The sequence below is a fragment of the Methanoculleus sp. UBA374 genome, assembly GCA_002508705.1.
GTDB classification, from domain to species: domain Archaea; phylum Halobacteriota; class Methanomicrobia; order Methanomicrobiales; family Methanoculleaceae; genus Methanoculleus; species Methanoculleus palmolei.
On record DAYL01000008.1, the window covers coordinates 19766 to 46278 of the forward strand.

Below are 26513 nucleotides of genomic sequence, written 5' to 3' on the forward strand. Positions count from 1 at the left end.
ACCCCTCCCGCAAAGCAGATCCGGGAACTGACGCTCATGCTCTCATTGAAGGTATGGTGATACCCGGTACAAAAGCGCATCGGCTCCGGAAAGAGGTCTCTTCCTCGCGGAAAAACGTGAAATGATTATATCTCCGGCGCCTGTTCCTCTACCCGCCTGCTTGTCTCCTGTGCCTGGAGAACGTCAAGGACATCCTGCATATCGGGCACCAACGTCGCCCGGTACCCCCCGACAAACACGATACGCCGGAATTCGTCGATAACAATGTTGGCCCGCCGGGAATAGCCCTTTGCGCTGTCAAAGACGCCGTAGATCTGTGCCACCTCACCGTGGGGCCAGAAGTCTGCAAGGAGACGGGTCTTCTCGATACCAAGACTCTCCGCCCACGCCCGCTTGCAGGGGGCGGAGTCCACGCTGATGCCGAGTGCGACAGCAGAGAGGGCATTGAACGCCTCCTGATGCGCGTCCAGCGCTTTCATCTGTCTGGCGCAGATGCTGGTCCAGGCCAGCGGGTGAAACGAGAGAATAACCCGCTTTCCCGGAAAGTCTGATAACCGGACTTCATTCCCGTTCTGGTCAGGTATCGAGAAGTCCGGAGCAAGTTCGCCGATCTCGACCATCGCACATTCACCCGGGTAGAGACTCCGGTCCCGATCATGATAAACATTTCTCATGGTCGAGCCCCTCCCGGGTCCGCCGCACAGACTACCTGCAGGTCTCCTTCGGGTGAAGGACTCCGTGATCGGGCCGTTTGTCCGCGGGCGTTATATGCCCGCCGCAAGTCCCGCAGGTTTAAGACTCCTGCCTGTGAGAATAATACAATGCCCGTGGCTACCAGTATCTTGATCATCATCCTGCTGATACTTGCAAACGGTTTCTTCTCGATGACGGAGTTTGCGCTGGTCTCCGCAAAAAAAGCGCGTCTGCAGAAGAAAGCAGCCGGCGGCGACGCCGGGGCGGCGACCGCCCTCGATCTTGCCAGAGAGCCGACGCAGTTCCTCTCCACCATCCAGATCGGCATCACCGTCATCGGGATCGTCTCCGGGGCCTTCGGCGGGGCGACGCTCGCGGGACCTCTCGCAGAAGTCTTCGCCGAAATCCCCCTGTTTGCCCCCTATAGCGGCCCGCTGGCGGGGGTGATCGTCGTCGTGGGCATCACCTACCTCACGCTGGTGATCGGCGAACTGGTGCCGAAGCGGGTGGCTATGACCAATGCCGAGCGGATTGCATCCTTTGTTTCCCGCCCGATACGAGTCCTTTCCCTGGCCGCCGCACCCCTCGTCCAGGTGCTGAGCGCTTCAACCGAAGCGGTCCTTACGGTGCTCGGGGTGCGTAAGCCGACAGGGCCCGAGGTTACGGAGGAGGACGTCAGGGTCCTGATCGGGCAGGCCACCGCGGCGGGAGTGTTTCAGGAAGCGGAACAGGACATGGTCGAGAGCGTCTTTCGTCTCGGCGACCGGCGGGTCAGCGTGCTGATGACCCCGCGGCCCGACATCGTGGCCGTGGACGTGGAAGACCCTCCCGAAGAGAACTGGCGCAAGATAGTAGAGTCCAAACACAGTTATTTTCCGGTCTATCGTGAGCACCTGGACAACCTCCTCGGCATCGTCTCGGTCCGCGGCCTCTGGGCACGGATGATCGCGGGCGAGCCGCCGGACCTTGAGGAGGCAATCGAACCCGCTCTCTTCGTTCCCGAGAGTGTCCTTGCACTCACGGTCCTTGAGAAGTTCAAGACCTCCGGAGCGCGGATCGCCCTTGTCACCGACGAATACGGGAGCATCCAGGGGCTGGTTACGGTGCACGACCTCATGGAATCGATCGTCGGTGATATTCCCTCGGTCGATTACCCGTCCGAAAACCCGGCGGTTCACCGTGAAGACGGGTCATGGCTCCTCGACGGGCTGCTCCCGGTCGATGAGTTCCACGACCTCCTCGGCGTGGGTACCCTGCCCGGGGAGGGGCGTGGATACTACCAGACCCTCGGTGGGTTTGTAATGATGTACCTCGAGCGGACACCGAAGGCCGGAGATTGGTTCTCCTGGAACGACCTCCGGTTTGAGGTTCTCGATATGGACGGCCACCGGGTCGATAAGGTGCTCGTCACGCCGGAGGCTGCCGGCGATGAGAAAAAAGAGGAGTGACGGTCATTCGATCCCGACAAGGCTGACGGTGAATGTCAGGTCTTCGCCTGCAAGGCGATGATTCGCATCGATGGTGATTGCATCGGGCGAGATGCCGGCGACCTGCGCCGGCAGAACCCGCCCGTCCGGCAGGGTTAACTCGACCGTTTCTCCGACGGTCAGGTTCTCTCCGCCGGTGATGCCGGCCGGATCAACGTCAAAGACGAGATCCTCCCGGTATGGTCCGTAGGCCTGGTCGGCCGGAATATGGAGGGTCTTCGTTTCCCCCACCTGCATCCCGACGACACCCGCCTCGAACCCGGGGATCACCTCCCCGCGGCCGACGGTAAACCTGAGCGGTTCGCCGTCGGCGGAACTGTCAAAGACCGTTCCGTTCTCAAACGTGCCGGTGTAGTGGACCGTTACCGGATCTCCCGACTTCACCGATGCCTGCCCGACACAGCCCGAGGAGAAGGCGAAGATACACGCGATCAGCAGGAGGAGACCGAACACATGCGTTCTCTTCATAGGTCCCCTCCGTTATCGAGCGCCTTCTTGAAGCATTCTACCGCTTCCGCAAACCTGCCCCGCCGGTCAAGTGCTTTTCCTTTCAGGTACCATGCCCGGGCGTGACGGGGTTCCGCCGCGAGGACCTTATCAAAGCAGGCGCCCGCCTGCTCGTACTTCCCCTGGTGACCGAGGGCGAGCCCCTTGCAGAACCAGGCATGGGTGTCGCCGTCGCCCAGTTCGATAGCCGTATCAAACGCCTTGAGGGCATCATCGTGCCTTTCCAGCGCGTCCATGAGCATCCCGGTGGCGTTCCAGAAGGCTGCGTTCTTCGGAGCGATCGAGAGCGCCTTCTCGTAACTGGCCAGAGCGTCGTCGTATCTGCCCGCCTTCTCGAGCACCGTCCCCCGCAGGAAGAGGACGGCAGGGTTCTCGGCCTGGAGAACGATGACCTTATCAATCGACTTAACCGCCTCCCCGTACCGGCCGAGATGGATGAGGGCCGATGCATGGGCATGGAGGGCCTCGATGCTGGTCGGTTCCAGTTCCAGCACCCGCGTGTAGGCATCGAGGGCATCCTCATGTCTGCCGGCCCTCCCGTACGCTTCCCCGAGTCTCCGCAGGGTAAGGGTATCCGCCGGGTCCGCCTGGATCACCTTCTCAAAGCATCCCGCCGCATCGGCGTAGCGCCCGAGCCACATGAAGATCTCTCCGCGCCGCTGCCAGGCAACCCTGTTCTCCGGGCTGACCGCGAGGATGCTTTCGGAGCACTCCAGCGCCTCTTCGTAGCGCCCCATATGCACAAGAGCGCTCTCGAGGGTGTTCCATGCCCCGGCATCATGCTCATCGCCCTTGAGCACCAGCGCGTACTGCCTGATCGCGTCGCCGAATCTTCCGTCCCGCTCGAGCGCCATGCCGAACGCCATTCTCGCATCCCGGTCGTCGGGCGTGATCTCCAGGTACTGCTCGTAGGCTTCGCCCGCCTCCGCGTGTCTGCCGACGGCTTCCAGCATCTCCGCCCGGACCCTTGCAACCGCCGCGTTCGCGGGATCGGAGTCGAGCACCCGGTCGCAGCACTCAATCGCCCTCTGGTGCCTGCCGAGCCGTGCGAGCGTGACGGCGAGCGCAAACCAGGCACCGGTATCCGCCGGCCGCCCGTCGGTCACTCGCGTATAACACTCCGCCGCCTCCGCGTCCTGTCCCATCTTCTCCAGGGCCCGGCCGCGGTTAAACCATGCAAAGAGGTTGTCCGGCTCCGCGACGGTGGCCTGTTTAAAGCACCCGGCCGCTTCCTCATACTGCCCGAGCGCGGTCAGGACGATCCCGCGGTTCACCAGGTATCCCCCCGCATCCGGATCGGCTGCAAGAAGGGTTTTGTAGCAGTCGGCCGCTGCAGCATAGTCCCCGAGGTCCTCGAGGACCCGTGCTTTCCGGGCAATTACCCCGGTGTCTCCCGGGCTTGCCTCCGCCGCCCGGTTGATCGCTTCAATCGCCTCCCCGTATCGTCCGAGGCGTTCGAGCGCCCCGCTCCGGCCGAGCAGGGCGGCCCGGTCGGCCGGGTTTCCGGAAAGCACCCGGTCGAAGCAGGCAAGCGCCTCCTCATACCCGCCAAGGTGCATGAGCACCTCTCCCCTGCTCTTCTCGGCTGCCGTATCTCCGGGATTGATCCCGAGGAGGGCACCGAACGCCTCCGCCGCCTCCGCGTACCGGGAGAGGTGCACCAGGGCATCGCCCTTCCTGTGCAGGAAGTGTGGGTCGTCTCCGGCACCCGGCACCTGTTCAAGGTATGCCAGGGCGTCGCCGTATCGGCCGAGGTTCATGAGGATGTCGGCCTTCATCAGCCGGGCAACGGCATTTTGCGGTTCTTTTTCAAGAACCGCGTCCAGGCGGTGGTTCGCCTCGTCATACCTCCCCAGGTGAAGAAGTGCGGTGCTGCTCTGCTGCAGGACGACAGCGTTCCCGGGGTCGGCCGCAAGAACGCGTTCGAAATCCTCCTCCGCTTCCGCGTACCGGCCGAGGTGAAGCAACGCAATCCCCCGGCAGTTCAGGACGTTCTCGCTCCGGGCATCGAACTTCAACGGCTTCGACTTCTCGAAAGCCGCCGACCCGTCTTTCTCAAAGAGCGCAAGGTCGGTGCCGCTCCCGATCCACTTCATCCCGGTCGCTGCCTGATTCTCAAGTACGCGGTCGAACGACCGGATCGCCTCGGCGTACTGGCCCAGGCGGAAGAGCGCCATGCCGCGGACGTACCAGACCTGGACCTGACTCTGGTCGTGTTTCAGGATCTGGTCGAAACTCTTCACCGCACGGTCATAGCGGCCGAGCGTATCGTAGACCAGCCCCATGGAGTAGCGCACCGGGATGTTGTCCGGAGCGGCGAGGGCGACCTTATCGAAGCATTCCATCGCCTCTGCGTAGTCTCCCGCCCGGAGGAGCAGCGAGCCGCAACGGTACCGGACGGGGAGGTTTTCAGGGTCGGCGGCGGCGATCTCCCGGTAGCAGCCGGCGGCGTCCTGGAACCGGCCGGTGTGCTCGAGCGCCAGGGCTTTGCCGTAGAGTGCATCGAGGTTGCGGGGTTCTTTGTCGAGCACCTTGTTGAACGTGTCGACGGCTTCGGGGTAGTTCCCTTGGTAGAGGAGGGCGTTCCCCTTTCGAGCGAGGGTTTCGGTGCTGTCGGGGTTTTCCCGAAGGATTCTCTCAAAGTTGACCGCTGCTTCCCGGTAATTCCCGGTTCGTTCGAGCATCCTTCCGAGTTTCTCCCGCAGGACACCGTCTTCCGGGTTTCCCTCCAGTGCCCGCCGGTAGGCGGCCGCCGCGTCGGCGTATCGACCGAGCCTCTCAAGCATCTCGCCCTGCCAGCAGGAGGCGTTCGTGTCCGCGGGGTTGTCTTCGATGACCGTTGCGAAACACCCGGCCGCCTCCTCGTAGTTGCCGGTTCGGGAGAGGGCGTGCCCCAGTGTCCGCAGTATCCCGGCATCGCCGGGAGACGATTCGAGCGCTTTCCGCAGCCAGTCCACGGCTTCGTCGTCCCTGCCGAGACAGGCGAGCGCCTCGCCCATGGCCCGGCGGATGGGACCGTTTTCAGGATCAACCTTGAGCGCCTTCTCGAAGCTCTTCACCGCCTCACCGTAGTTCCCGGCCTCAAACTGCGCGGTTCCCTGTTGTATCGCGGGGTTGACGTTCTTCCCCTGCCCCAGTATATTACCGAAGAAATCCATCCGGCACCCTTTGCTGTTGTTCGTTAGGTATGCGAGTATTCACTGTTATATCCTCTGTGATCGGTTTTCTCTTCTCCCGGTGATCGATGTTCTTCTCAAGGTTGATGCGCCGGCCGCTGCTTGAAAGGACCGGTCTGCGTCGGTTATGGGACCGGGGTGATATGAGGGGTACCGGCAATCGACACGCAACGGTCATGGCGAGAGAGATCCCGGGAGACAGGCGGGACAAACCGCCCATCTCCGTTCAAACGTCCAGAATAGGGTCGAACTGCGATTTGCCGACCGGGCCGTAGAAACTCGATATCTTTTGGTCCATTCCGCAGATCGGGCAGGCATAGTCCTCCGGCAGGTCCTCGAACGCAGTGCCTTTCGGGTACCCCCGGAGCGGTTCGCCGCGGTTTTTGTCATACACGTAGCCGCAGATCTTGCAGACGAACTTCGTCGGCTCCCAGGGCTCGAACCCCCATGCCCCGATCGGCCCTTTGCCGGTCGCACCGCAGACCGGACAGACGTAGTCCTCCGGCAGGTCTTCAAACGCGGTTCCTGCCGGGACGCCGCGGTGAGGTTCGCCCCGCAGCGGCGAGTAGATGTAGTTGCAGTACCTGCACCGGTATCGCTTCACCTTCTCCATGCCGGTCACACTCCTTCAAGATAGCCACCCGCACAGTCGTGGGGTGCGCTCCTGAAAGGCGGCTTATCAGATAAGGCTTCGCGTGGATTGTCCCGGCGTCGCGCGTGACCGCTATCCATACAGGGCTCTGCTGCCGCCGCTCTACGTCCGAAAGAAGACTTTGAGAATATACACGGTTTCTCGATGCCGCCGGCAGGGGGAGCGAATCGGGTACGGCAAAACGGAAACCGCCCCGGCCCTCGCGCGGTCTCAGTCGCAGGAGACCTCGCCGGTGTCCCCGTTCACCGTCACCCGGGTTCCGGGGGCAAGGCCGGAGAACTCCGGCGGCAGGCGGTCAACCATGGGGATACCTGCAATGATTGCCCCGACCGCGATGATCGGTTCGGCCTCCGTATTGATGATCGCCGCAGGAGCATACCCGTTCTGCTTTAATGCGTAGATCACGTAGGATCCGACCGTCGAGCCTTTTCCGTACGGGAAGGCCAGCACGCGCCCGGCAATGGAGTGCCCCTCCAGCGGGTGCCCGCGCTCGACTACGGTGCCGGTCTCCGGGTCGACGCCCGAGAGGAACGATATGGGTTCGGACGAGACAAGGAGGTCTCCGCTGCCAAGACCCCTGGATATGCTTCTGCCCTGCACGATCATTTCACCACACTATAATATGAGGTTGGAGATCCAACTATATGAGTGACATGGACGAAACCATTGGCAACACTCCTGGCAGCGAGCACGACATGCTTACGCTCCAGATTCAGGATCTAAAGGCGCAGATCCTGGATTATAAACTTAAAAACGAGTTGCTGGAAAAGGAACTCCTGCAGCTCCGGAAAGAGAACGCTCAGTTAAAGCGCGTGCCGCTGTTTGTTGCCGCTGTGGTCGATGTGCTTGAGAACGGCGAAGTGTATCTCCGGCAGCAGGGCAACAACCAGGAATACGTTACCGCAGTCAATGCACGACTCCACCGCACTCTTAAGCCCGGGATGAAGGTGGCTGTGAACAATACCCTCTCTATCGTCAAGACTATCGGCAACGTCTACGACTCGAGAATCAGGGTTATGGAGCTCGACGAGCAGCCGAGCGTAACGTTCGAGCAGATCGGCGGTCTAAGGGAGGAGATCGAGGAGGTCAGGGAAGCCGTCGAGTACCCGCTCACGAAGCCCGAGATCTACGAACGCATCGGCGTGGAGCCCCCGAAGGGTATCCTTCTCTACGGCCCGCCCGGTACCGGAAAGACCCTGATTGCAAAGGCGGTCGCCCACCAGTCCAACGCCCGGTTCATCAGGATGTCCGGAAGCGAACTCGTCCACAAGTACATCGGGGAGGGTGCGCAGCTCGTCCGTGAACTCTTCATCCTCGCCCGGGAACGCGCTCCGGCCATCGTCTTTATCGACGAGATCGATGCGATCGGGAGCATGCGTACGAACGACGGGACCTCCGGCAGCGCCGAGGTCCAGCGGACGCTGATGCAGCTCCTGGCGGAGATGGACGGGTTCGGGAACCGCGGCAACGTCCGGATCATGGCGGCGACGAACCGGATCGATATGCTGGACCCGGCTCTCCTCCGTCCGGGCCGGTTCGACCGGATCATCCAGGTCCCGCTCCCCGATGCCGGCGCGCGCCTTGAGATCCTGAAGATCCACACCGCGAAGATGGCGCTCTCCGGGGACATGGACCTTGCCGCGATTGCAGAACGCGCCGGGAGCACCACCGGTGCGGAGTTGCAGGCGATCTGCCGCGAGGCTGGTATGATGGCGATCAGGAGAAACGCCGATGCCGTCGAACAGGCCGACTTCCTTGCGGCGATCAAGAAAGTGAAGCGCGAGGCGGCGGCGCCCGACAGCCGCATGTATATCTGACGGGATTCTCCCGCCACTCTTTTTTGTCCGCACCTGACGGTGCTTGAACCGGCCTTTCAGCCCGTCGTATTCCATCCCTCAGTCACATGAACGATGCATGGATTCCAGGGTATCGCCATTGGAGGGAGGGGGACCCCCGTTGCGATAGTCATCACAGTCCAGTGTACCGGGCTTTCAAGTCTTAACCTCGATCTCCGCGAGAAGACTCTCTCATCTGTCCTCCTGCCGATGGAGTTCCGGGGCAGCATCGAAGGAAGTCTTATCGACCTCGTGCTCCCACAACTATGCAATGAACGTCCTCCTCATTCAACCGGAGGGGGTTGACCTCTACGCTACCCTGCTCAAATCCGAGACCAGCAGGAAGGCCCTCCGTTTTTACCAGCCCGACCATCTGGCATACGGGATGCGCATCCGGACGGCGTCTCTCGGGAGTGCGCTTGCTCTCGTCTCCGAACTCCGGTGGTACATCCAGCGCTACGTCGAAGAGGTCCTCTTCGAGCCCGCGGAGGGGGGGGTCTTCTGCTCGTCCGGCCTTGCCGGGCAGATCTACGAGCGGGACGTGAGACCCGCCGCTCCGTGGAGGTACCGGTGTCTCTATCGGATCTCGGGAGACCATATGGTTGATACCAGCTGGATGGGGGAAGGCACGACGCCGGAGGCGTATGCCGACCGGGTCGAGCCCGGCGATACGGTGCTTGAGGTCTGGTGCACCGAAGAGGAGTACCCGACCGGGTAGGGCGGCCGGGGCGTCGGCGGTCCAGGTATGCACGGCGGGCATCCTCCGCGGGATGAACGAAGGTCTGTCGGGATACCCCGGCCGCCCCCCCCTCTCCCGCAGCGATTGTTTCGCGGCAAGAGGATTCCCGGAACGGTGCACGTCCTGTGACTGCTGCGTAAGGGCCCGCCGCCCGGGCGGGTCGTATCGACCCGGAGTCGGGTCTCATTCCTGGGAGGGTATGAGGCTATCACAAGCCTCAGCCTCCGCGGACCCGAAACCAGGCCTCCAATCCCCGTCTATCGAGTATCTATGATGCGTATGAACTTTTTATGAGGAGGAGCGACCATGGGACGATCGATATCGTTTGAGGAGAACATTCTCAAAAAAAAGACGGGTGCCCAATTCATTACCGGGTCACGCCCGACCGCCACGGCAATATCAAAAAATTGCCCCGGTGTGGGCAAAACTGGAGTCGAAATGTGAGTTTCACCGGATTCCGAACGCAGGCCACTGCTCCAATCAGGACAACCCCAAAGCGTTCAACTCACTGCTTGTCTCGTTCCTGCGTAAGCATCGCCCGGTGTGAACTCTGCACTGTGACGCTCCCGGTATGCCCTCCGTGGACCGCCGTGCCCAGGAAAAGGGTTCCAGCGTTCAGAAAGAGAGTATGCCTGCCCTCCTCATTGCAGGACTATATTCCATATATTGGGAGATCGAACGCTGATACATGCAGCGCACATGGATCGGCGGGGATCTGAGGTTCTCCTACTGCACCGAGCACGACCTTCCCGATATATCCCGGATGCTCGCAAAGGAGTCGGTCTGCAGGTGGCTGTTCTTCGGACCGAACACGGAGGAGGCCACCCGGTCCTATTTTCTCCCTCTGATCGAGGAGATGCAGGCAGCGCTCGCGGAGGGGAAAACGCCGGATCACCATGTCTTCACAGTCAGACTGGAGGATACCGGGGAGTTCGTCGGGCAGTGTGCACTCCTGTCGGTCGATTTCAGTCCAGGAGCGTTTCTTATCGGCTACCAGTTCGACGATACGTACTGGGGAAGAGGCTACGGCACCATGGCCTGCAACTTTCTGGTCTACTTCGCTTTTGCCGTGCTCGACGGTTACCGGCTGAACGGCGACACCGTTGCCGATAACACGCCGTCGCGGCGGGTGATGGAGAGATGCGGCTTTGTCCGGGAAGGCGTCCAGAGGCGATACTGGCATGCACGGGGCGGGTATTACGATCGTGTGATCTTCGGCCTCCTCGCGAGCGATCTTGTTCCGGGGCGCCTTTCGGCACTGGAAAAAACGTTCAAGGCATAGCGTTCGGCTATAGTATTCCGGCAAAGCCGTTATTCAAAAAGAGAGTACCCTTCAGGCGAACATCTCGCCGAAGGTGGTATGGAAGTGGTGGCGGTCGAAGTCCACCGAGAGTTTGTCGATCGCCTTCATGAAGTCGTCGCCGGTGACCGCATCGCGCTCCATCCTGATGGCGAACATTCCCGCCTCCATGCATATCGCCCGGAGATCGGCGCCGTTCTTCCCTTCCGTGAGCCGGGAGACCTCCGAGAGGTTGACGTCCTCACCGAGGTTCATGTGCATGGTGTGGATCTTTAAGATGGCAAGCCTTCCTGCGTGGTCCGGGAGCGGGATCTCGATCATCCGGTCGAACCGGCCGGGACGGAGGAGGGCGCGGTCGAGGATATCGATCCGGTTCGTGGCGGCGATGATCTTGACGTCGCCCCGGTTTTCGAACCCGTCCATCTCCGCCAGGAGCTGCATCAGCGTCCGCTGGACTTCGCGGTCGCCGGACGTCGTCGAGTCGTTTCGGTGCGCGCCGATAGCGTCTATCTCGTCGATGAAGATGATCGACGGCGACTTCTGTTTCGCGAGGTCGAAGAGTTCCCTGACCAGGCGTGCCCCCTCGCCGATGTACTTCTGCACCAGCTCCGAACCCACCACGCGGAGGAAGTGCGCGTTTGTCTGGTGGGCAACCGCCCGTGCAAGGAGCGTCTTCCCCGTACCGGGAGGGCCGTAGAGGAGCACGCCTTTCGGCGGGGAGATCCCGACCTTCTCGAAGAGGTGCGGCTTTGTGAGGGGGAGCTCGACGGCTTCGCGGACCTCCTCGATCTGCGGCTCAAGGCCGCCGATGTTCTCGTAGGTCTCTTCCGGCGACTCAACCAGTTCCATGCCGTAGATCTGCGCGTCGTAACTCGTGGGGAGCACATCCACGATGGCGAGGGACTGCTGGTTGAGCGTGCATCTCACACCCGGTTTGAGGAGATCGGGGTCGATGAGCTGGGAGGTCCGGACTAAAAATCGCGGTCCTGCGCTGCTCCGCACAATCACCCGGCTGTTGTCGATAACGTCCGTAACCGTCCCGATCACGAGCGGGGGACTTCTGAGCTGTTCGATCTCGCTCTTCAGTTTTCGGATCTCGCGTTCGTAGCGGATCTTCTGAGTCTCAACGTATCGTTTCTCGGACTCCATCTGGCGGAACTGCTCGCGCAGCTCCAGGTTTCGGTTTTCGAGGTTCGTTATCCTTTCCAGGAGATACTGGTAGATGTCTTCACCGGTATCCTTCTCGGGTGTCTGCCGAACGATATCTCCCATGGGTCTCCTCAAATAATTATATAGGTTAAAATAAATATAAAGTTGTTTGCGAGACTTATGCAGTGTGAACTATGCGGCGCTCCTATCCAGGGACCGTCAAAAATCATTATGATCGAGGGTGCGGAACTCTGTGTCTGCTCCCGATGCGCAAAATACGGTACGGAAGTCCAGCAACCGCGACGAAAAGGCGCCCCGCAGAAGACATCGGGGTTCGCCGTCCCGCAGACCCGGAGGAGACCTCGCGACGTCTTCGACCTGATGGAAGGAGAGATCGTCGACGATTATGCCGACCGAATCCGGATCGCCCGCGAAGAGAAGGGGTGGTCCACGCTCGATCTCGCACAGGCGATAAAGGAACGCGAACTCCTCGTCAAAAAAATCGAGAAGGGAGACCTTATTCCCGAGGACGACGTCCGGAAAAAACTTGAAAAAGCGCTCAATATCAGGCTGATCGATTCGGCCGAAGACAGTACCTCCGCAGGCGGGCCGGGCCGGGTGGCCATGACCGTCGGCGACGTAATCGCGTTCAAGAAGAGCCGGAAGTAAGGCTCTTCCCATACGTTTTTCCGGATCTTCTCCGGGCCCGTCACGGACTCACCCTTCGCGCGGGAATCCGGCACCTATTTATACAATAAATGGGTAACGCTATCCCTAATGCGTGGTGAATGTTTTTTCGCCGGTGAACGTTTTTACCTCGGCTAACGAAGTAACTCCTACCCCCGCAGAGACAACCAGCCGCCTTTTGACCGTCGATGTCGGTAACTCTGGAGCGGCAGCGTTTTATCGCTATTTTAGCCAGTTTACCTGGTATTAACCGTTCTCGGAAGACCGTATCATCCGGGTCCGGGAGGATTTGTGATCATGAGAGGAAAAGAGATTCGTCTGGAACGTATTATGGATCGGAACACCGGCAGGACCATCATCGTGCCGCTCGATCACGGCGTGACGCTCGGCCCCATCCCGGGGCTGGTCGACGTCGGAAGGACCATCGATCTCGTCGCCGAAGGCGGGGCAAATGCGGTTATCGGGCACGTGGGGCTTGCGCTGCACGGACACCGGGGGCATGGGCGGGACGTCGGTCTCATCATGCACCTCTCGGCAAGCACCAGCATCGGCCCCGACCCGAACGACAAGGTGCTTGTGAACACCGTTACGAACGCCCTGAAGATGGGCGCCGACGGCGTCTCGGTGCACATCAACGTCGGGGCCGACTCCGAGGCAAGGATGCTCGAAGACCTGGGCCGGGTCGCGGTCGAATGCATGGAGTGGGGAATGCCGCTCCTCGCGATGATGTACCCGCGCGGTCGGAAGGTCGCGGACGAGCACGACCTTGAGAGCGTCAAACTTTCCGCACGGGTGGCGGCGGAACTCGGCGCCGACATCGTCAAGACGGTCTACACCGGCGATCCGGACTCGTTCCGGGAGGTGACCCGGGGATGCCCGGTGCCCGTCGTGGTCGCGGGAGGCTCAAAGACCGACGACCGGGCGACCCTCGCCCTCGTCGAGGGCGCGATGGAAGGCGGAGCCGCCGGCATCTCTATCGGGAGGAACGCCTTCCAGCACCCGGCACCCAACCGTCTGATCCGCGCTGCGGCGCTGATCGTCCACGAAGGACGGTCGGCAGAAGAGGCAATGGAGATTCTTCGGACGTGAACGAGATGATTGGAAAAGAGATCCGCCTCGAGCGGATTATGGACCGAAATACCGGCCGCGCCGTGATCATCCCCATGGATCACGGGTTCACGATGGGTCAGATCGAGGGGCTCTGCAACATGACCAGGATCGTCAGCGCCGTGAGCGAGGGCGGGGCGAATGCCATCGTCCTCCATAAGGGCATGGTGAAGGGGGGGCACCGGAAGCACGGAAAGGATATCGGCCTCATCGTGCACCTCTCCGCAAGCACCTCGATGAACCCGGACCCGAACGACAAGGTGCTCGTCTGCACCGTGGAGGAGGCGGTCGCGCTCGGCGCCGACGCGGTCTCGATCCACATCAACCTGGGCGCGCCGAACGAGTCGCGGATGCTTGAGTCGGCGGGCGCAGTGGTGCGGGACTGCAACCGCTGGGGGATGCCGCTCCTGATCATGATCTACCCCCGCGGCAGGGGGGTCGACCCGACCTCGCCGCAGGCGATAGGGCACTGCGTCCGGGTCGCCGAGGAACTCGGCGCCGACCTGATCAAGACGAGTTACACCGGCGACCCTGAGACATTCCGCCGGATCACCGCGGCCTGTTCGGTGCCGGTGATGATCGCCGGCGGCGAGAAGGGCGGGGACTTCGAGACGCTCACGACCATCCGTGACGCGATCGGGGCGGGCGCGGCGGGCGTCTGCATGGGAAGGAACGCCTTCCAGCGCGACGACCCCGCCCGGTTCATAGCCGCGATCTGCCGGGTGGTCCACGAGGGCAGAAGCCCGGCCGAGGCGCTGGAGACCGGGCAATGAAGCGGTTCTGGGTCGATGTCAGACCGTGGCGAAAGGACCTTGCGACGGCCGCTATCGAGAGCGGCGCGGACGCCCTGGCCGTCGACGATGCGGGGCGCGTGCGGGAACTCGGGCGGGTGGCGACGGTCGCGGAGAACGGCGATCTCGTCCCCGGAAAGGACGTCTTCGAGGTCGAGATCGTCGATAAGGCGACCGAAGAGGAGGCGCTCCGGCTCTCCCGCGAGGGGCTCGTCGTCGTCCGGACACGGGACTGGACGGTCATCCCGCTCGAGAACCTCGTCGCGCAGTCGGACCGGATCATCGCCGCAGTCGCGAGCGCCGATGAGGCGGCGGTCACCCTGACCGTCCTCGAACGCGGGGCGGCGGGTGTCCTCCTCTCGACCGACGACCCGGCGGAGGTCCGGCGGACGGCAAAGACGCTCGCCGGCGCCGGTCGCGAGGTCTCCCTCGTCCCGTTCGAGGTGACCCGGATCGCCCCCGTCGGGATGGGCGACCGGGTCTGCGTGGATACCTGCTCCCTCCTCGCCGACGGCGAGGGCATGCTCGTCGGCAACACCTCCTCGGCGTTCCTGATGGTGCACCCCGAGACCCTGGAGAACCCCTACGTGGCGCCGCGTCCGTTCCGGGTGAACGCCGGGGCGGTGCACGCCTACATTCTCCTCCCGGACGGGAAAACGGCCTACCTTGCCGACCTCGCGGCGGGCGATAAGGTGCTCGTCGCGGAGCATACCGGCGCGACTCATGACGCGGTCGTCGGCAGGGTGAAGATCGAGCGCCGCCCGCTCCTCCTTGTCGAGGCGAAGGCCGGCGATGTAAAGGTGAGTCTGGTCCTCCAGAACGCCGAGACGATCCGGCTTGTGGCGGAGGACGGCGCGCCGGTATCGGTCGCGGTCCTCGCGGTGGGCGACAGGGTTCTCGGCAGCATCGCAGAGGGCGGGCGGCACTTCGGCATCGCCGTTGCGGAGACGATCCGGGAGAAGTGACGCGAATGCTTGCAGGCATCATCGGCGGCACCGGGCAGATGGGACGATTCTTTGCGGAAGTCTTTCGAGCGGCGGGATGGGAGGTGATCGTCTCCGGGACCAGAACCGCGCTATCCAGCCGGGAGATCGCGGAGACGGCGGACCTCGTCATGGTCTCGGTGCCGATCCGCGCCACCGTCGGGGTGATCCGGGAGGTCGCCCCGCTTCTTACGGAGGAGCAGGTCTTCTGCGACCTGACGTCCCTCAAGGTCGAGCCGGTCCGGGCGATGCTCACCTCCCGTGCGGAGGTGATCGGGCTCCACCCGATGTTCGGGCCGGGCGCCGCCTCGCTCCGGGGCCAGACGATCGTCGCGACCCCGGGGCGGTGCCGCCCGGAGACCCTCGAGGGTCTTCTCTCGGTCTTCCGCGACCAGGGAGCGTCGGTCACCCTCTCGACGCCGGAAGACCACGACCGGATGATGGCGGTGGTCCAGGGGCTCACCCACTTCGGGACGCTCGCGAAGGCGGAGGCCATCCGCCGGACCGGCGCCGATGTCGGGGAGACGCTCTCGTTCACAAGCCCCGTCTACCGGATCGAGATAGGATTCGTCGGAAGGCTCCTCGCCCAGGATGCGGACCTCTACGGGGACATCCTGCAGATGAACCCGGCCGTTCCCGGGGTGCTTGCGGCGTTCGAGGAGGCGGTCCGGACGCTCCGGGAGATCGTCGAGTCCGGGGACCGCGAGCGGTTTCGGGCGTTCTTTTCCGGGAACTCCAGCCACTACGCCTCGTATCTCCGCGCCGCGACGGAAGAGACGGACGACCTCATCAACCATGCGGTGGGCCGATGACCGTCCTGACGCTCGGGCCGGCCGGGACGTTCAGCCACGCACTCGCGGCCCGGCTCTACGGCGGCGGTATCGAACTCCTGCCGACCATCCATGCCGTCATCGAGCGCGTGGCGGGCGGCTCGGCTATCGGCCTCGTCCCGATCGAGAACTCGGAGACCGGCGGCGTGGGCGAGACGCTCCGGGGGCTCATGGAGTTCGACGTCTCGATCACCGGAGAAGCGTATATGCCCATCCGGCACCACCTCGCGGCCCGGGGGGAGCCTGGCCGCCTCTCGGTCATCTACGCCCATCCGCAGACGCACGAGCAGTGCTCCGTCATCCTCACCAGGCTCGGGGTGGAGGTCGTGCACACGAGCAGCAACGCCGCAAGCGCGGCCGCGATGCGGAAAGAAAGCCGTGCCGGGGCGGTCGTCCCGGAGACGGCGGCGGCGATCTACGGCCTACCTATAGCCCTCCGCGACATCCAGGACAGCAGGGAGAATATCACCCGGTTCGTGGAGATATCCGCCGCCCCCCGTGAGGAGACGGGCTGCACGAAGTGCAGCCTCCTTGTGGACCCGGAGATCGACCGGGCGGGTCTCCTCGCCGACCTGCTCGGGGTCTTTGCCCGGCGTGGGGTCAACCTGACCCGGATAGAGTCTCGGCCGGCCCGCCGGGGTATGGGGCGATATATCTTCTTCATCGACGTCGAGATATCTGAGGGATGGCGGGAGGCGAAGGAGGAACTCAAAGGGATGACCGCCGTCAGGGAACTCGGGTGTTACGCATGCATGGAGGTGCCAGGGATATGATCGTCAGGGTGGCGCGGATCGGGCCGGTCGACGCGACGTTTTCGGCCCCTCCCTCCAAGAGTTACACCCACCGGGCCCTGATTGCGGGTGCGCTTGCTGCAGGGAGGTCGCGGATTGCGGGACCCCTCCGGGCGGCCGACACCGAACTGACCGCCCGGGGGCTGGAGAGCCTCGGGGTCCCGGTCGAATGGCTGCCGGGAGAGATCACCGTCACCGGGTGCGGCGGCGCTTTCCCGACGCCGGGTGAGGTCACGATAGATTGCGGGAACTCCGGGACGACCCTCCGGTTGCTCACCTCGGCGGCGCTTCTTGCCCGGTACCCGGTGGTCCTGACGGGGAGTCCGAGGATGCTCGAACGGCCGGTCGGCCCCCTTGCCGATGCCCTCGGAGCGCTCGGCGGCTCGGTCGAGTCCGCCGGCCGGCCCGGCTACCCGCCCATCCGGGTCTCCGGCAGGCTCCGGGGCGGGAAGACGCAGATTGACGGGAGCATCAGCAGCCAGTTCGTATCGTCCATCCTGATGGCGGCGCCCTACGCTGAGGAGGACGTGGAACTTACGCTCCCGGCAGCCCCGGCCTCCCGGTCATACCTCGACGTGACCGCGGACGTAATGCTCCGGTTCGGCGCCCGGCTTGAGAGGCGCGGCTACGACCGGTTCCGGGTGGAGAGCGGTGCGGTCTACCGGGCACGGGACTACCGGATTGAGGGCGACTACTCGTCTGCATCCTACCTCTTCGCGGTCGCGGCCGTCTGCGGCGGGAAGGTCACGGTCACCGGCCTCTCCCCGGCATCGGTCCAGGGTGACCGCCGGTTTCTCGATGTCCTTGAGGCGATGGGCTGCCACGTCGCCGCCGGCGTCGATGCGGTGACGGTGGAGCGGACGGGCGACCTTCACGGAGTCGAGGTGGATATGTCTTCGTCTCCCGACACCGTCCAGACGCTCGCGGCGGTGGCGGCGACGGCAACGTCGCCGACGACGATCACCGGCACGGCGCACCTGCACTACAAGGAGAGCGACCGCGTCGGGGTGACGGCGGCGACCCTCAGGAGGATGGGCGCGGGCGTCGATGTCACGGACGATTCCCTCACGATCACGCCCGCGCCCCTCCACGGCGTGGCCGTCGACCCGCACAACGACCACCGGACGGCGATGGCGTTTGCCGTCCTCGGGCTCGCGGTCGGGGGCATGGCGATCCGGGACCCGGGGTGCGTGGAGAAATCCTTTCCCGGGTTCTGGGAGGCGCTCTACGGGGAGGGGTTGCTGTGAAGGTGGTCCTCACCGGGTTCCGGGGCACCGGGAAGACCTCGGTCGGTCGGGTCCTCGCGGACCGGCTGGGGCTGCCGCTCTACGACACCGATGCGCTGGTCGAGCGCCGGGCGGGGATGCCGGTCCGGGAGGTCTTCCGTCGGCACGGGGAGGCGCACTTCCGGGCCCTCGAACGGGAGGTGATCGCGTCGCTCCGGACCGCGGAGGGGGTGATCAGTACCGGCGGCGGTGCGGTCCTCGACCCGGCAAACGTCGCGGACCTCCGGTGGCACGGCACGGTCTTCCTTCTAGCGGCCGCACCCGAGGTCTGCCATAGGCGGATCGCCGGCAGCGACCGGCCGGGGCTGACGGACCTCCCCCCGGCGGAGGAGGTGCGCACGCTCCTTGCCCGAAGGAAGGATGCATACCTCGGCGCGGCGGATGCCTGCATCGATACCGGTACGTGCACTCCCCCGGAGATTGCGGATAGCATCGTCCGGAAGATGGGGGGGGAGGCCGGCATCTCCCCGGACCGAAGGCGTGAACGCGACGGTCTCCTTGAGCGGTTCGGGCTTTCCGACCTCGGGGAGATGATCGACCGGGACCCGGGCCTCCGGGTCTGCGCCATCGTCGGCAACCCCTGCGCCCATAGCAAGAGCCCGCTCCTCTACAACCGGCTCTTCGCGCACTTCGGGATGGAGCACTACCGCTACACCCGCTTTGAGTGGCCGGACGCAGGAGTCATCGTCCGTCTCGCGACCCTCCTCCCCGTAAAAGGTCTCTCGGTCACGATCCCGTTCAAGGCCGACGTGATGCGCCACCTTGACGCTGTGGACGATCACGCGGCGGCGATCGGGGCGGTGAACACCGTCGTCCGGTGCGGCGGAAAGTTCTACGGCCATAACACCGACTGGCTGGGCGTCCGCTCGCCGCTCCTTCACCGGCGGGGCGCCCGGGCGGTTGTCCTCGGTGCCGGGGGTGCGGCGGCGGCGGCGGTCTACGCCCTCGTCTCGCTCGACATGGACGTGACGGTGCTTGCCCGGACTGCGGACGCGGCGCAGAGGCTTGCGGACCGGTTCGGGTGCCGGCGGGGCGGTCTCGAAGAGTTCAAGGGGAGCGGCGCCGATGTGGTGGTGCACGCAACCCCGGTCGGGATGGAGCCCGACACCCGGAGCCTTCTTGCCCCCGGCGACCTTGAGCGAGGGACGACCGTCTTTGACCTCGTCTATACGCCGCCGGAGACGCCCCTCATCCGGGCGGCGAGGGAGGCCGGGTGCGAGACGATACCCGGCACGGAGATGTTCGTCCACCAGGCGGCGGAGCAGTTCCGGCTGATCACCGGTATTGCGGTCTCGCCTGCGCTGGTGCGGGAGATGCTTTCATGAACACGTTCGGGAGAAACTTCAGGTGCACGACGTTCGGTGAGAGCCACGGGAAGGCGGTGGGCGTGGTCGTCGACGGCTGCCCGCCCGGGATATCCCTCACGGAGGCGGATATTCAGCCGTACCTCGACCGAAGGCGGCCGGGAAAAAGCCCGCTCGAGTCAGGGCGGCAGGAGGCCGACCGGGTGGAGGTCCTCTCGGGGACGTTTGAGGGGAGGACGACCGGCGCCCCGATAGCGCTCGTCGTCGGGAACAGCGACGTCCGGTCGGAGGACTACGACGCGCTCCGGGACGTCTTCCGGCCCGGGCATGCGGACTATGCCTATCAGGCGAAGTACGGTCTCCGCGACCACCGGGGCGGGGGGCGGAGTTCGGGGCGGGAGACCCTTGCCCGGGTCGCCGCCGGAGCGGTGGCGATGCGCTGCCTTGCGCCCTCCGGGATCACGATCCGTGGGCGGATCGTCGAGGTGCACGGCGCGACGGAGCCCGATGCGATGGAAGCGGAGATCCGGGCCGCACGGGACGCGGGCGACTCCGTGGGCGGGGTCGTGGAGGTGACGGCGGCCGGGTGTCCCGCAGGGCTCGGGGACCCGGTCTTCGGGAAACTCGACGCCGCCATCGCCGGGGCGATGATGGGCATCGGTGCGGTGAAGGGCGTCGAGATCGGCGAGGGGTTCGGCGCCGCCCGGCTCTTCGGGAGCGAGATGAACGACCCGATCGGCAAGACCGGGTTTGAAAGCAACCACGCTGGTGGTATCCTCGGGGGGATCAGCACCGGACAGGAGATCGTCGTCCGGCTCGCCGTCAAACCGACGCCCTCGATACGCCGGGTGCAGAGAACGGTGGATGTCGCCGGCGCGGAGCGGGAGATCTCGGTCGGAGGGAGGCACGACCCCTGTATCGTCCCCCGGCTCGTCCCGGTCGCGGAGTGCATGATGGCGCTCGTCATTATCGACGCGATGCTTGAGCAGGGGAAGTACCGGGGAGTGGGGCGGTGAGTTCCCTTCCTGATCCTCAAACCTTCGAAGAAGGAGAGTTAAGCATCGGAGATGCGATCGCCGGGGAAGGGCCGTGTTCACGTTCCGGCCCCGGTCATGGCCCGGATGTCAAACCACCGTCCCCTTATGCGAAGAGCGTTGCGATGCCGGGCACCAAAATTCGCGAACTACTGGTACGTCATGCTACATCGGTGGTCTGAGGACCGCTTTGGGATGCCGTCAGCAATACTGCCTGTAAAATAAGAGAGACAAATAACAGGACCGTTACTATCCACCATCCGACCGACTCGAAGATATCCTCCGGAACCATGAATGTGTATCCCATGTAAGTTAGAAACAGCACTGCCTGTAAAATCCTGAACGCGTTCGCTTCGGCTTCATTCTTCAAAGCCACCAATCTTTCATCATTCTCGCTGATTATGATCTCCTTCATCTTTTGAGGGGATCTTCTGATCATTGATAATTTGATGTAAGAAGCCAATGCCGCGCTTAATGGTATAAACGACAGCCCGATAATTGCTTTACCGTCCGGCAAGGCTTGATTTCCATCCATCGAACCGAACAAGATCCCAACCGCCAAAAGAACGACACCGACAATCAGTGCCGCAAATATAACTACTTTCGTTTTTTTAACAGTCTTTTCAATATCCATAGCGCCTCACTCCTCCCAAAACAAGTCATTTAAAGTTTTGTTGAGTGCCCTGCATATCTCAATGCATAACTTCAGGCTCGGATTGTATTTGCCGGACTCGATCAGGCTTATCGTTTGTCTGGTTACTCCGACGATCTCAGCCAGTTGCTCCTGCGATACCTCCGACTCTATCCTTGCGATCTTCATTTTTTTGTTTTTCAGTATACACCGCCTCCTCTCACACACATTACATTATGTCAATTATATGTGTCATTCTGTCATATAAATATGGTCGGTATGACTCATCTCCCGGCCATGACACAGAAACGCCTCCTCTTCGATGAAGTCTTCCTGGCGTCTTGTCCAATGAGCGCCCTGTTCGAGGACGTCTCCCCCGAGATCAAAATCAAATCATCAACCTCCAGCGCGAGACGTTATCCTCGCCCACCGTCACCTCACGCGAGGCCGAAAAATATGCCCGTAACGTGAAACAAGAGTGTTGCGATGCCGACCTCCGGAATCCGGCACAGACCGTACCGGGCCACCCCTCACTTCAGCAGGTCCGCGAGTTGCCGTATCTCCCGGAGATTACTGCCCCTTGGCCGTCGGGGTCCCGGCGTGGCAGAAGACGAACTCCGAGCCGTCGTCCCGGTCGCGGAGTGCATGATGGCGCTTGTTCTTCTGGATGTAATGCTTGAGCGGGCGAAGTACCAGGGGTAGGATGCGACGGTTCGTTAGAACGACGTTCCGAAATGCGACTGGCTGGAAGGTGCGACGTTCCCGCAGGAATGGAACTCGAACATCACTCGGTGCGAAGTGTGACGGGCCGCGGGCCGGCGCTGGAGAAACCCGAAGGGTTTCGAGAACCGGATCTTGAGAAGACCGGAGGTCTTCGAGCGGGGAATAGACCACGGAGTGATTCGTGGCTCTTTTTCCCTGACGGGCTACCCGGTCCCGCGATCAACGGACCAGTTGCGTGGTCACCACTGATTTCGCCGTGTCGTGGAGCCTGCCGTCGCTGGTCACCAGGCCGGTCCCGCACTGGACCGCAGCGGCAACAAAGAGGCGGGGGGTGTCCCCTCCCCGGTCCCCATCCCCAATGGCGACGGCCGCCACGGTCCACTGCATGGGGACAGGCCCGAGAAAAAAGGCCGATCCCGGGAAAAAATCCAGATCCGGAACTCATCCCCGCAGAGGTGGGGATGAGCATCAAGCAGAGTCCGATAATTCGGAATCGATGCCCTTTATCGGCGAAGGGGACCGTGAAGTCCCTCATCGCCTCACTTCACCAGGTCCGCAATCTGCCGCATCTCCCGGATATGGTACTGTCCCTCGGCCGTCGGGCTCCCGGCATGGCAGAACGTGAACTCCGACCCGAAAAGGGGCAAGATCGCCCGGGCGTAGCGGAACTCGGCGCCCATGACGCTCGTGCAGATGGGTTTCGGAGCGCGATGGGTGAACGCGACGAGTTCGACGAGGTCGTCCCGGGTCCGGGGTTTCACGACGATCTTCGGGATATCGCCGTAGGACCTGAGCATCTCCTCGATCTTTCCGAGCTCCGGCAGGGCGGGCATCTCGTTCGTGTGCAGAGATGCGAGGATCTGGACGCCCTCCCCCTTGATGAACGGCGCGTGGTCCCGGTAGCGCGCCTCGACGTCCACGAGGTCGACGTAGCGTGCTATCGGTCCGATGATCCGGGTCCAGAGGTCGGCGTTCCCGACAAACCTGCCCCCTTCCTCCCTGCTCCTGAGCGTAGCAATCAGCGGGACGGCGGTCTTCTCCCGGATCGCACGGACCTGATCCAGCAGGTCCCCCTCCATCCGGTCGAGCCGGATCTCGATGAACGTCGGGTTGTATTCCAGAACCTCGTCGATAACCCCGGTATTCTCCACAGAGACGACGATCTTCATACCCGTCCGGTATAACCCCTGATCATTTAAATGCCTGCCTCCTCCTCTCCCCTCCGTCACGTCCCCACCGTACCGCAGCGCTCCAGCATGGCAGCGACGACCGCATCAAAGACCCCCGGCAACCGCTCCCGGAGCCCCTGCACCCCGGCTTCCGTGACCCCGCCTCCGGTCGCAACCTCACCGACGAGGTCCGCGGGTGCCGCGCCGGTCTCCCGAAGGTAGGCGGCCGTAGCCGCAACCATCTCTGTCGTCAGCATAACCGCCCGGTCCTTCGGGAGTCCGCTCGCGCGGGCCGTCGCGTCGGCCAGTTCCTCAATCACGGCGGCGAGCAGCCCCGGCCCGCAACTCGAAAGAAGCGTGGCCGCCGCGAGTTCCTCCTCTTCGACGAGCATCACGTTCCCGACCGACGAAAAGAGCCCCTCCACCCGGAGGGCGTCGTTCATGCCAATCTGCCGCCCGTGGCAGACCAGCGTCGTCCCCTGTCCGACTGCGGAGGTGACCGTGGGCACGACCCTGGTGACCGACCCGGGAAACGCCTCTTCGAGGTCCCGAAGGCTGATCCCGGCGGCGAGCGAGACGATATGCTCATCTCCGTCCATCGCCGGAACAATCTCCCGGAGGACCTCCCGCACCTCCCGGGGCCTGACGGCGAGGACGACGAGACGGCACCGCCGGGCGAGTTCCGCGTTCGTTTCGGCGATGCCGATGCCCGGCCATGCCGCGGCGCATGCATCAAGGCTCGTCCGACTGCGAGAGGCAACCACGACCTCGTCGGTGGAGAGCGCGCCGGATGAAAGAAACCCGTTCATCAGCATCCTGCCCATGTGCCCGTAACCGATAATCCCTACGGCATCCATGATTCCTCAACCTCTCTATAACTGAATACATGTTTTCACCGGGGAGGAGTTATAGACCGGTGGGACGAATGGTACTCAAGAGATGCCGCACAATCACCATCAGGTGCCCGGGTCGCCGGAACTGCTTGCGCCGGCAGGGTCGCCGGCGGCCCTTTCCGCAGCCGTCGCCGCCGGCGCGGACGCCGTTTACCTCTCCGGGAGGCGTTTTGGAGCCCGTCACTACGCAGCGAACTTCTCCGACGAGGAACTTCGCGCCGCCGTCGATTATGCACACCTCCACGGCGTCAGGGTCTATGTCACGGTAAACGTCCTCGTCCGGGACGAAGAACTCCCCGATGTGACCCGATACCTCCTCCGGCTCTACGAGACCGGAGTCGACGCCGTCCTGGTGCAGGACGCCGGGGTGGCGGCGATTGCCCGGGAGGTGGTCTCCGACCTCCCCCTCCATGCCTCCACCCAGATGACGGTCCATAACCGCGAAGGCGTGGCCCGGGCCGCACGGGAGGGATTCTCCCGCGTGGTGCTTGCGCGTGAACTCACCCTCGCCGAGATCGAGGGGATTGCCGGGGACGCAGAGGCACGGGGGGTCGGGATCGAGGTTTTTGCCCACGGTGCGCTCTGCTACTGCTACTCCGGCCAGTGCCTCCTCTCCTCGGTCATCGGGGGGCGGAGCGGGAACCGGGGGATGTGCGCCCAGCCGTGCCGGAAGCCCTACCGGCTCGTCGTCGGGGATAAGGACGATTACGGGCGCCCGAAGGATCTTCACACCGTGCCGGCAGGAGACCGGTACCTGCTCTCGACCCGGGACCTCGCGGTATACCCGCGCCTTGACCGGATCGTGCGTGCACCGGTGGCGGCGCTCAAGATCGAGGGGAGGATGCGTTCGCCGGAGTACGTCGCGACGACGGTGAGCATCTACCGGCGCGCCCTCGACGCGCTCGCTGCAGGAGAGGCATGGTCCCCCTCGCGGGAGGAGATGCGGAACCTTGCCCTCGCGTTCAACCGGGGGTTCACGGAGGGTTACCTCCTCGGCGCCTCCGATATCATGGCCCGCGACCGGCCCGGGAACCGGGGCATCCTGCTCGGCACGGTCGCCGGCTACAACCCGCAGCGGCACGAAGCGACCGTGCGCCTCGCCGGCGATCTCGCGCCCCGTTCCGGCGACGGACTGGCCTTCTGCACGGACGACCCGGAGGAGGATACGGGCGCGGTCGTCCGCGGCCCGCCCACCGTCCGCGACGGCACGGTGCGGCTCTCCGTCCCTGCGCCCGTCGTGCCGGGGGCCCGGGTCTTCCTGACGAAGAGCGCGGACCTTGAGGAGCGGGCAAAACAGGTCATGAAACAGCCTCTCCGGCCGTTGCCGCTCGATCTTTCGGTTACCTGGGAGGACGGCACCCCCTGCCTGGAGGCGGTCGTCGACCGGAACGACGGTGAGCCGCTCCGGGTGCGCTACCGCCCGGACCTCCGGATGGAGCCTGCACGGAACCGGCCGCTCTCCCGGGACCGGATCGCGGAGCAACTCCGAAAGACCGGAGGAACGCCGTTTACGGTCCGGAAGATGGACCTCCGGTACCCGGGCGGGCTCTTTCTCCCGCTCGGGGAGTTGAACGGGGTCCGGCGAACGTTCCTGGAGAAGGTTGAGGAGGCCGTCCTCGCCGCACGGCGTCCGGGGCCCGATGCGGTGGATGCGGCCGGAAAACGTGCCCGGGCGGCGATTGCCGGGATGACGCATCCTGCAGGGCCGCATCCCGGTCCCCGGCTCCCGTCGGTATCGGTCTACGTCGATACCCCTGAGGGTGCAAAGGCCGCCGTCCGGGGCGGCGCCCGGACCGTCTATATCGAGTCCGCCGACCCGGAGGTCCTTGAAGAGGCCGCCGCCGTCTGCGCCGGAGGAGGCGCCGACCCTGTCTGGAAATGGCCGTCGATCACCCGGCGCGCGTTCCTTGATACGGCGGCTCCTCTCCTCCCGTCGCTCTATGAGGCGGGGGTCCGCGGCGTCATGGTGAGCGGTCCCGGCGCTGCGGACGCGGTGCGGCGGGCCGCTCCGGGGATGAACCTCTACGGCGCAGCCGGGCTGAACGTCTGGAACCACCGCACCGCCCGGGAACTGGCGGCGCTCTTCCTGCGGTGTACGGCATCCCCCGAACTTCCGGCGGCCGACCTTGCCCGTCTGGCGGCGACGACCGAGAGCGTTCCCGAACTTGAGGTGCTGGTGCAGGGGAACGTCGAGGCGATGGTGACCGAGGACCGGCTGGCGGCGATGGCCGCCGGTGAGAGCCCCGGCGGCCGTTTTCTGGGGCTCAAGGACGGGCGGGGCCGTGTCTTTCCGGTCCGGCGCGACAGTGAGGGGCGGACCTCTATCGCGAACGCCGTCGAGACCTGCCTCATCGACCGCCTGCCCCGGATCGCCGGGACGGGCATCGCGGCCGTCGCCATCGATGCACGGGGGCGGGGGCCCCGCTACGCCGGGGAGATGGCCGGGCTTTACCGGGCGGGGCTCGACGCCGTCGGCCGGGGAGCCCCCGGCACGCTCTCCGCGCTCAAGGAGGAGGCGAGACGGCGGGCGCTCGGGGGCATCACCGGCGGGCATTTCGTCCGGGGAATCGAGGAGTAAGGGGTATCTTGGCACCGTTGCCATGAGACCCCACTACCCGGACGATCCGTTCCGGGCGGGTACCTCCGTCTCCGGCATTCTCCATTTATCCCCAGAAGAGCATCCAGACCCCGAATCCTATCAAAAGAATCCCGCTTCCCGCTCAAATTATATCCCTGTATTCTCGTA

Annotated in this window: 25 protein-coding genes; 14 read left to right on the plus strand and 11 right to left on the minus strand. The window is 63.9% G+C overall.

The window, feature by feature from the left end:
- Window positions 1-125: 125 nt before the first annotated feature.
- Window positions 126-674 carry a redoxin domain-containing protein gene (locus BRA42_RS01990; RefSeq protein ID WP_292407450.1) on the minus strand — a complete coding sequence of 183 codons (549 nt, stop codon included), beginning with the start codon at window positions 672-674 and terminating at the stop codon, window positions 126-128.
- Window positions 675-821: 147 nt separating this feature from the next.
- On the opposite strand from BRA42_RS01990, the gene BRA42_RS01995 reads away from it, so the two are divergent.
- Window positions 822-2141 carry a hemolysin family protein gene (locus BRA42_RS01995; protein ID WP_292407447.1) on the plus strand — a complete coding sequence of 440 codons (1320 nt, stop codon included), beginning with the start codon at window positions 822-824 and terminating at the stop codon, window positions 2139-2141.
- 3 nt (window positions 2142-2144) lie between these two features.
- Here BRA42_RS01995 and BRA42_RS02000 read toward each other — a convergent pair whose 3' ends face one another.
- The 4 genes from BRA42_RS02000 to BRA42_RS02015 all read right to left on the minus strand — a co-directional run bounded on the left by BRA42_RS02000 (window position 2145) and on the right by BRA42_RS02015 (window position 7121).
- Complete coding sequence (locus tag BRA42_RS02000) at window positions 2145-2648, minus strand: FKBP-type peptidyl-prolyl cis-trans isomerase (protein WP_292407444.1); 504 nt, start codon at window positions 2646-2648, stop codon at window positions 2145-2147.
- The gene (locus tag BRA42_RS02005) at window positions 2645-5845 is read right to left on the minus strand and encodes a tetratricopeptide repeat protein (RefSeq protein ID WP_292407441.1); all 3201 of its coding nucleotides are present in this window, start codon (window positions 5843-5845) and stop codon (window positions 2645-2647) included. The genes BRA42_RS02000 and BRA42_RS02005 overlap by 4 nt, the downstream gene beginning before the upstream one ends.
- 244 nt (window positions 5846-6089) lie before the next feature.
- Window positions 6090-6476, minus strand: a complete 387-nt coding sequence (locus tag BRA42_RS02010; protein WP_292407421.1) for a rubredoxin — start codon at window positions 6474-6476, stop codon at window positions 6090-6092.
- A 249-nt stretch (window positions 6477-6725) separates the two neighbouring features.
- A complete protein-coding gene (locus BRA42_RS02015) occupies window positions 6726-7121 on the minus strand; it encodes a DUF126 domain-containing protein (protein WP_292407420.1) in 396 nt (131 codons plus the stop codon).
- 38 nt (window positions 7122-7159) lie between these two features.
- Between BRA42_RS02015 and BRA42_RS02020 the strand changes: the two genes are divergently transcribed.
- From BRA42_RS02020 to BRA42_RS02030, 3 genes are all read left to right on the plus strand, one after another.
- Window positions 7160-8332 (plus strand): proteasome-activating nucleotidase, encoded by a 1173-nt coding sequence (locus tag BRA42_RS02020; protein ID WP_292407417.1) that lies wholly within the window; start codon window positions 7160-7162, stop codon window positions 8330-8332.
- A 289-nt stretch (window positions 8333-8621) separates the two neighbouring features.
- On the plus strand, window positions 8622-9068 hold the full coding sequence (locus BRA42_RS02025; protein WP_292407413.1) for a DUF5804 family protein: 447 nt from the start codon (window positions 8622-8624) through the stop codon (window positions 9066-9068).
- Between the two features lie 709 nt (window positions 9069-9777).
- Window positions 9778-10371, plus strand: coding sequence for a GNAT family N-acetyltransferase (locus tag BRA42_RS02030; RefSeq protein ID WP_292407410.1), 594 nt, complete (start codon window positions 9778-9780; stop codon window positions 10369-10371).
- Between the two features lie 51 nt (window positions 10372-10422).
- On the opposite strand, the gene BRA42_RS02035 is transcribed toward BRA42_RS02030, so the two are convergent.
- Window positions 10423-11661 carry a proteasome-activating nucleotidase gene (locus BRA42_RS02035; protein WP_342770479.1) on the minus strand — a complete coding sequence of 413 codons (1239 nt, stop codon included), beginning with the start codon at window positions 11659-11661 and terminating at the stop codon, window positions 10423-10425.
- 57 nt (window positions 11662-11718) lie between these two features.
- On the opposite strand from BRA42_RS02035, the gene BRA42_RS02040 reads away from it, so the two are divergent.
- The 9 genes from BRA42_RS02040 (at window position 11719) to BRA42_RS02080 (ending at window position 20333) form a co-directional block, all read left to right on the plus strand.
- Complete coding sequence (locus BRA42_RS02040) at window positions 11719-12207, plus strand: multiprotein bridging factor aMBF1 (protein ID WP_292407404.1); 489 nt, start codon at window positions 11719-11721, stop codon at window positions 12205-12207.
- A 315-nt stretch (window positions 12208-12522) separates the two neighbouring features.
- Window positions 12523-13314, plus strand: coding sequence for a 2-amino-3,7-dideoxy-D-threo-hept-6-ulosonate synthase (locus BRA42_RS02045; RefSeq protein ID WP_292407401.1), 792 nt, complete (start codon window positions 12523-12525; stop codon window positions 13312-13314).
- Window positions 13315-13319: 5 nt separating this feature from the next.
- Window positions 13320-14105: a 2-amino-3,7-dideoxy-D-threo-hept-6-ulosonate synthase gene (locus BRA42_RS02050; RefSeq protein ID WP_342771277.1), complete on the plus strand. Its 786-nt coding sequence runs from the start codon at window positions 13320-13322 to the stop codon at window positions 14103-14105.
- On the plus strand, window positions 14102-15088 hold the full coding sequence (locus BRA42_RS02055; protein ID WP_292407399.1) for a 3-dehydroquinate synthase II: 987 nt from the start codon (window positions 14102-14104) through the stop codon (window positions 15086-15088). The genes BRA42_RS02050 and BRA42_RS02055 overlap by 4 nt, the downstream gene beginning before the upstream one ends.
- A gap of 5 nt (window positions 15089-15093) precedes the next feature.
- On the plus strand, window positions 15094-15918 hold the full coding sequence (locus tag BRA42_RS02060) for a prephenate dehydrogenase/arogenate dehydrogenase family protein (RefSeq protein WP_342770478.1): 825 nt from the start codon (window positions 15094-15096) through the stop codon (window positions 15916-15918).
- Entirely contained in the window at window positions 15915-16709 is a 795-nt protein-coding gene (locus BRA42_RS02065) for a prephenate dehydratase (RefSeq protein WP_292410405.1), read from the plus strand. The genes BRA42_RS02060 and BRA42_RS02065 overlap by 4 nt, the downstream gene beginning before the upstream one ends.
- Complete coding sequence (aroA, locus tag BRA42_RS02070; protein ID WP_292410403.1) at window positions 16706-17974, plus strand: 3-phosphoshikimate 1-carboxyvinyltransferase; 1269 nt, start codon at window positions 16706-16708, stop codon at window positions 17972-17974. Before BRA42_RS02065 ends, aroA begins: the two co-directional genes overlap by 4 nt.
- Entirely contained in the window at window positions 17971-19338 is a 1368-nt protein-coding gene (aroE, locus tag BRA42_RS02075) for a shikimate dehydrogenase (protein ID WP_342770477.1), read from the plus strand. The genes aroA and aroE overlap by 4 nt, the downstream gene beginning before the upstream one ends.
- Window positions 19335-20333, plus strand: a complete 999-nt coding sequence (locus tag BRA42_RS02080; protein ID WP_292410399.1) for a chorismate synthase — start codon at window positions 19335-19337, stop codon at window positions 20331-20333. The genes aroE and BRA42_RS02080 overlap by 4 nt, the downstream gene beginning before the upstream one ends.
- Window positions 20334-20511: 178 nt before the next feature.
- Here the strand turns inward: BRA42_RS02080 and BRA42_RS02085 are convergent, their stop codons facing one another.
- The 5 genes from BRA42_RS02085 to BRA42_RS02105 all read right to left on the minus strand — a co-directional run bounded on the left by BRA42_RS02085 (window position 20512) and on the right by BRA42_RS02105 (window position 23731).
- Window positions 20512-20985: a hypothetical protein gene (locus tag BRA42_RS02085; RefSeq protein WP_342770476.1), complete on the minus strand. Its 474-nt coding sequence runs from the start codon at window positions 20983-20985 to the stop codon at window positions 20512-20514.
- 6 nt (window positions 20986-20991) lie between these two features.
- On the minus strand, window positions 20992-21171 hold the full coding sequence (locus tag BRA42_RS02090) for a helix-turn-helix transcriptional regulator (protein ID WP_292410395.1): 180 nt from the start codon (window positions 21169-21171) through the stop codon (window positions 20992-20994).
- Between the two features lie 753 nt (window positions 21172-21924).
- Window positions 21925-22092, minus strand: a complete 168-nt coding sequence (locus BRA42_RS02095; RefSeq protein WP_342770475.1) for a hypothetical protein — start codon at window positions 22090-22092, stop codon at window positions 21925-21927.
- Window positions 22093-22244: 152 nt separating this feature from the next.
- The gene (locus tag BRA42_RS02100) at window positions 22245-22874 is read right to left on the minus strand and encodes a type I 3-dehydroquinate dehydratase (protein ID WP_342686171.1); all 630 of its coding nucleotides are present in this window, start codon (window positions 22872-22874) and stop codon (window positions 22245-22247) included.
- Between the two features lie 56 nt (window positions 22875-22930).
- Window positions 22931-23731, minus strand: a complete 801-nt coding sequence (locus BRA42_RS02105) for a pyrroline-5-carboxylate reductase family protein (RefSeq protein WP_342686172.1) — start codon at window positions 23729-23731, stop codon at window positions 22931-22933.
- Window positions 23732-23813: 82 nt separating this feature from the next.
- On the opposite strand from BRA42_RS02105, the gene BRA42_RS02110 reads away from it, so the two are divergent.
- Window positions 23814-26345 carry a U32 family peptidase gene (locus BRA42_RS02110; RefSeq protein WP_342772067.1) on the plus strand — a complete coding sequence of 844 codons (2532 nt, stop codon included), beginning with the start codon at window positions 23814-23816 and terminating at the stop codon, window positions 26343-26345.
- Window positions 26346-26513: the final 168 nt, after the last annotated feature.

What these genes read in the sequence shown, in the direction of transcription:
- BRA42_RS01990 (WP_292407450.1), bottom strand. Translation starts at nt 674, where the DNA reads ATGAGAAATGTTTATCATGATCGGGACCGGAGTCTCTACCCGGGTGAA.
- BRA42_RS01995 (WP_292407447.1), top strand. Translation starts at nt 822, where the DNA reads ATGCCCGTGGCTACCAGTATCTTGATCATCATCCTGCTGATACTTGCA.
- BRA42_RS02000 (WP_292407444.1), bottom strand. Translation starts at nt 2,648, where the DNA reads ATGAAGAGAACGCATGTGTTCGGTCTCCTCCTGCTGATCGCGTGTATC.
- BRA42_RS02005 (WP_292407441.1), bottom strand. Translation starts at nt 5,845, where the DNA reads ATGGATTTCTTCGGTAATATACTGGGGCAGGGGAAGAACGTCAACCCC.
- BRA42_RS02010 (WP_292407421.1), bottom strand. Translation starts at nt 6,476, where the DNA reads ATGGAGAAGGTGAAGCGATACCGGTGCAGGTACTGCAACTACATCTAC.
- BRA42_RS02015 (WP_292407420.1), bottom strand. Translation starts at nt 7,121, where the DNA reads ATGATCGTGCAGGGCAGAAGCATATCCAGGGGTCTTGGCAGCGGAGAC.
- BRA42_RS02020 (WP_292407417.1), top strand. Translation starts at nt 7,160, where the DNA reads ATGAGTGACATGGACGAAACCATTGGCAACACTCCTGGCAGCGAGCAC.
- BRA42_RS02025 (WP_292407413.1), top strand. Translation starts at nt 8,622, where the DNA reads ATGAACGTCCTCCTCATTCAACCGGAGGGGGTTGACCTCTACGCTACC.
- BRA42_RS02030 (WP_292407410.1), top strand. Translation starts at nt 9,778, where the DNA reads ATGCAGCGCACATGGATCGGCGGGGATCTGAGGTTCTCCTACTGCACC.
- BRA42_RS02035 (WP_342770479.1), bottom strand. Translation starts at nt 11,661, where the DNA reads ATGGGAGATATCGTTCGGCAGACACCCGAGAAGGATACCGGTGAAGAC.
- BRA42_RS02040 (WP_292407404.1), top strand. Translation starts at nt 11,719, where the DNA reads ATGCAGTGTGAACTATGCGGCGCTCCTATCCAGGGACCGTCAAAAATC.
- BRA42_RS02045 (WP_292407401.1), top strand. Translation starts at nt 12,523, where the DNA reads ATGAGAGGAAAAGAGATTCGTCTGGAACGTATTATGGATCGGAACACC.
- BRA42_RS02050 (WP_342771277.1), top strand. Translation starts at nt 13,320, where the DNA reads ATGATTGGAAAAGAGATCCGCCTCGAGCGGATTATGGACCGAAATACC.
- BRA42_RS02055 (WP_292407399.1), top strand. Translation starts at nt 14,102, where the DNA reads ATGAAGCGGTTCTGGGTCGATGTCAGACCGTGGCGAAAGGACCTTGCG.
- BRA42_RS02060 (WP_342770478.1), top strand. Translation starts at nt 15,094, where the DNA reads ATGCTTGCAGGCATCATCGGCGGCACCGGGCAGATGGGACGATTCTTT.
- BRA42_RS02065 (WP_292410405.1), top strand. Translation starts at nt 15,915, where the DNA reads ATGACCGTCCTGACGCTCGGGCCGGCCGGGACGTTCAGCCACGCACTC.
- aroA (WP_292410403.1), top strand. Translation starts at nt 16,706, where the DNA reads ATGATCGTCAGGGTGGCGCGGATCGGGCCGGTCGACGCGACGTTTTCG.
- BRA42_RS02080 (WP_292410399.1), top strand. Translation starts at nt 19,335, where the DNA reads ATGAACACGTTCGGGAGAAACTTCAGGTGCACGACGTTCGGTGAGAGC.
- BRA42_RS02085 (WP_342770476.1), bottom strand. Translation starts at nt 20,985, where the DNA reads ATGGATATTGAAAAGACTGTTAAAAAAACGAAAGTAGTTATATTTGCG.
- BRA42_RS02090 (WP_292410395.1), bottom strand. Translation starts at nt 21,171, where the DNA reads ATGAAGATCGCAAGGATAGAGTCGGAGGTATCGCAGGAGCAACTGGCT.
- BRA42_RS02095 (WP_342770475.1), bottom strand. Translation starts at nt 22,092, where the DNA reads ATGCAGTGGACCGTGGCGGCCGTCGCCATTGGGGATGGGGACCGGGGA.
- BRA42_RS02100 (WP_342686171.1), bottom strand. Translation starts at nt 22,874, where the DNA reads ATGAAGATCGTCGTCTCTGTGGAGAATACCGGGGTTATCGACGAGGTT.
- BRA42_RS02105 (WP_342686172.1), bottom strand. Translation starts at nt 23,731, where the DNA reads ATGGATGCCGTAGGGATTATCGGTTACGGGCACATGGGCAGGATGCTG.
- BRA42_RS02110 (WP_342772067.1), top strand. Translation starts at nt 23,814, where the DNA reads ATGCCGCACAATCACCATCAGGTGCCCGGGTCGCCGGAACTGCTTGCG.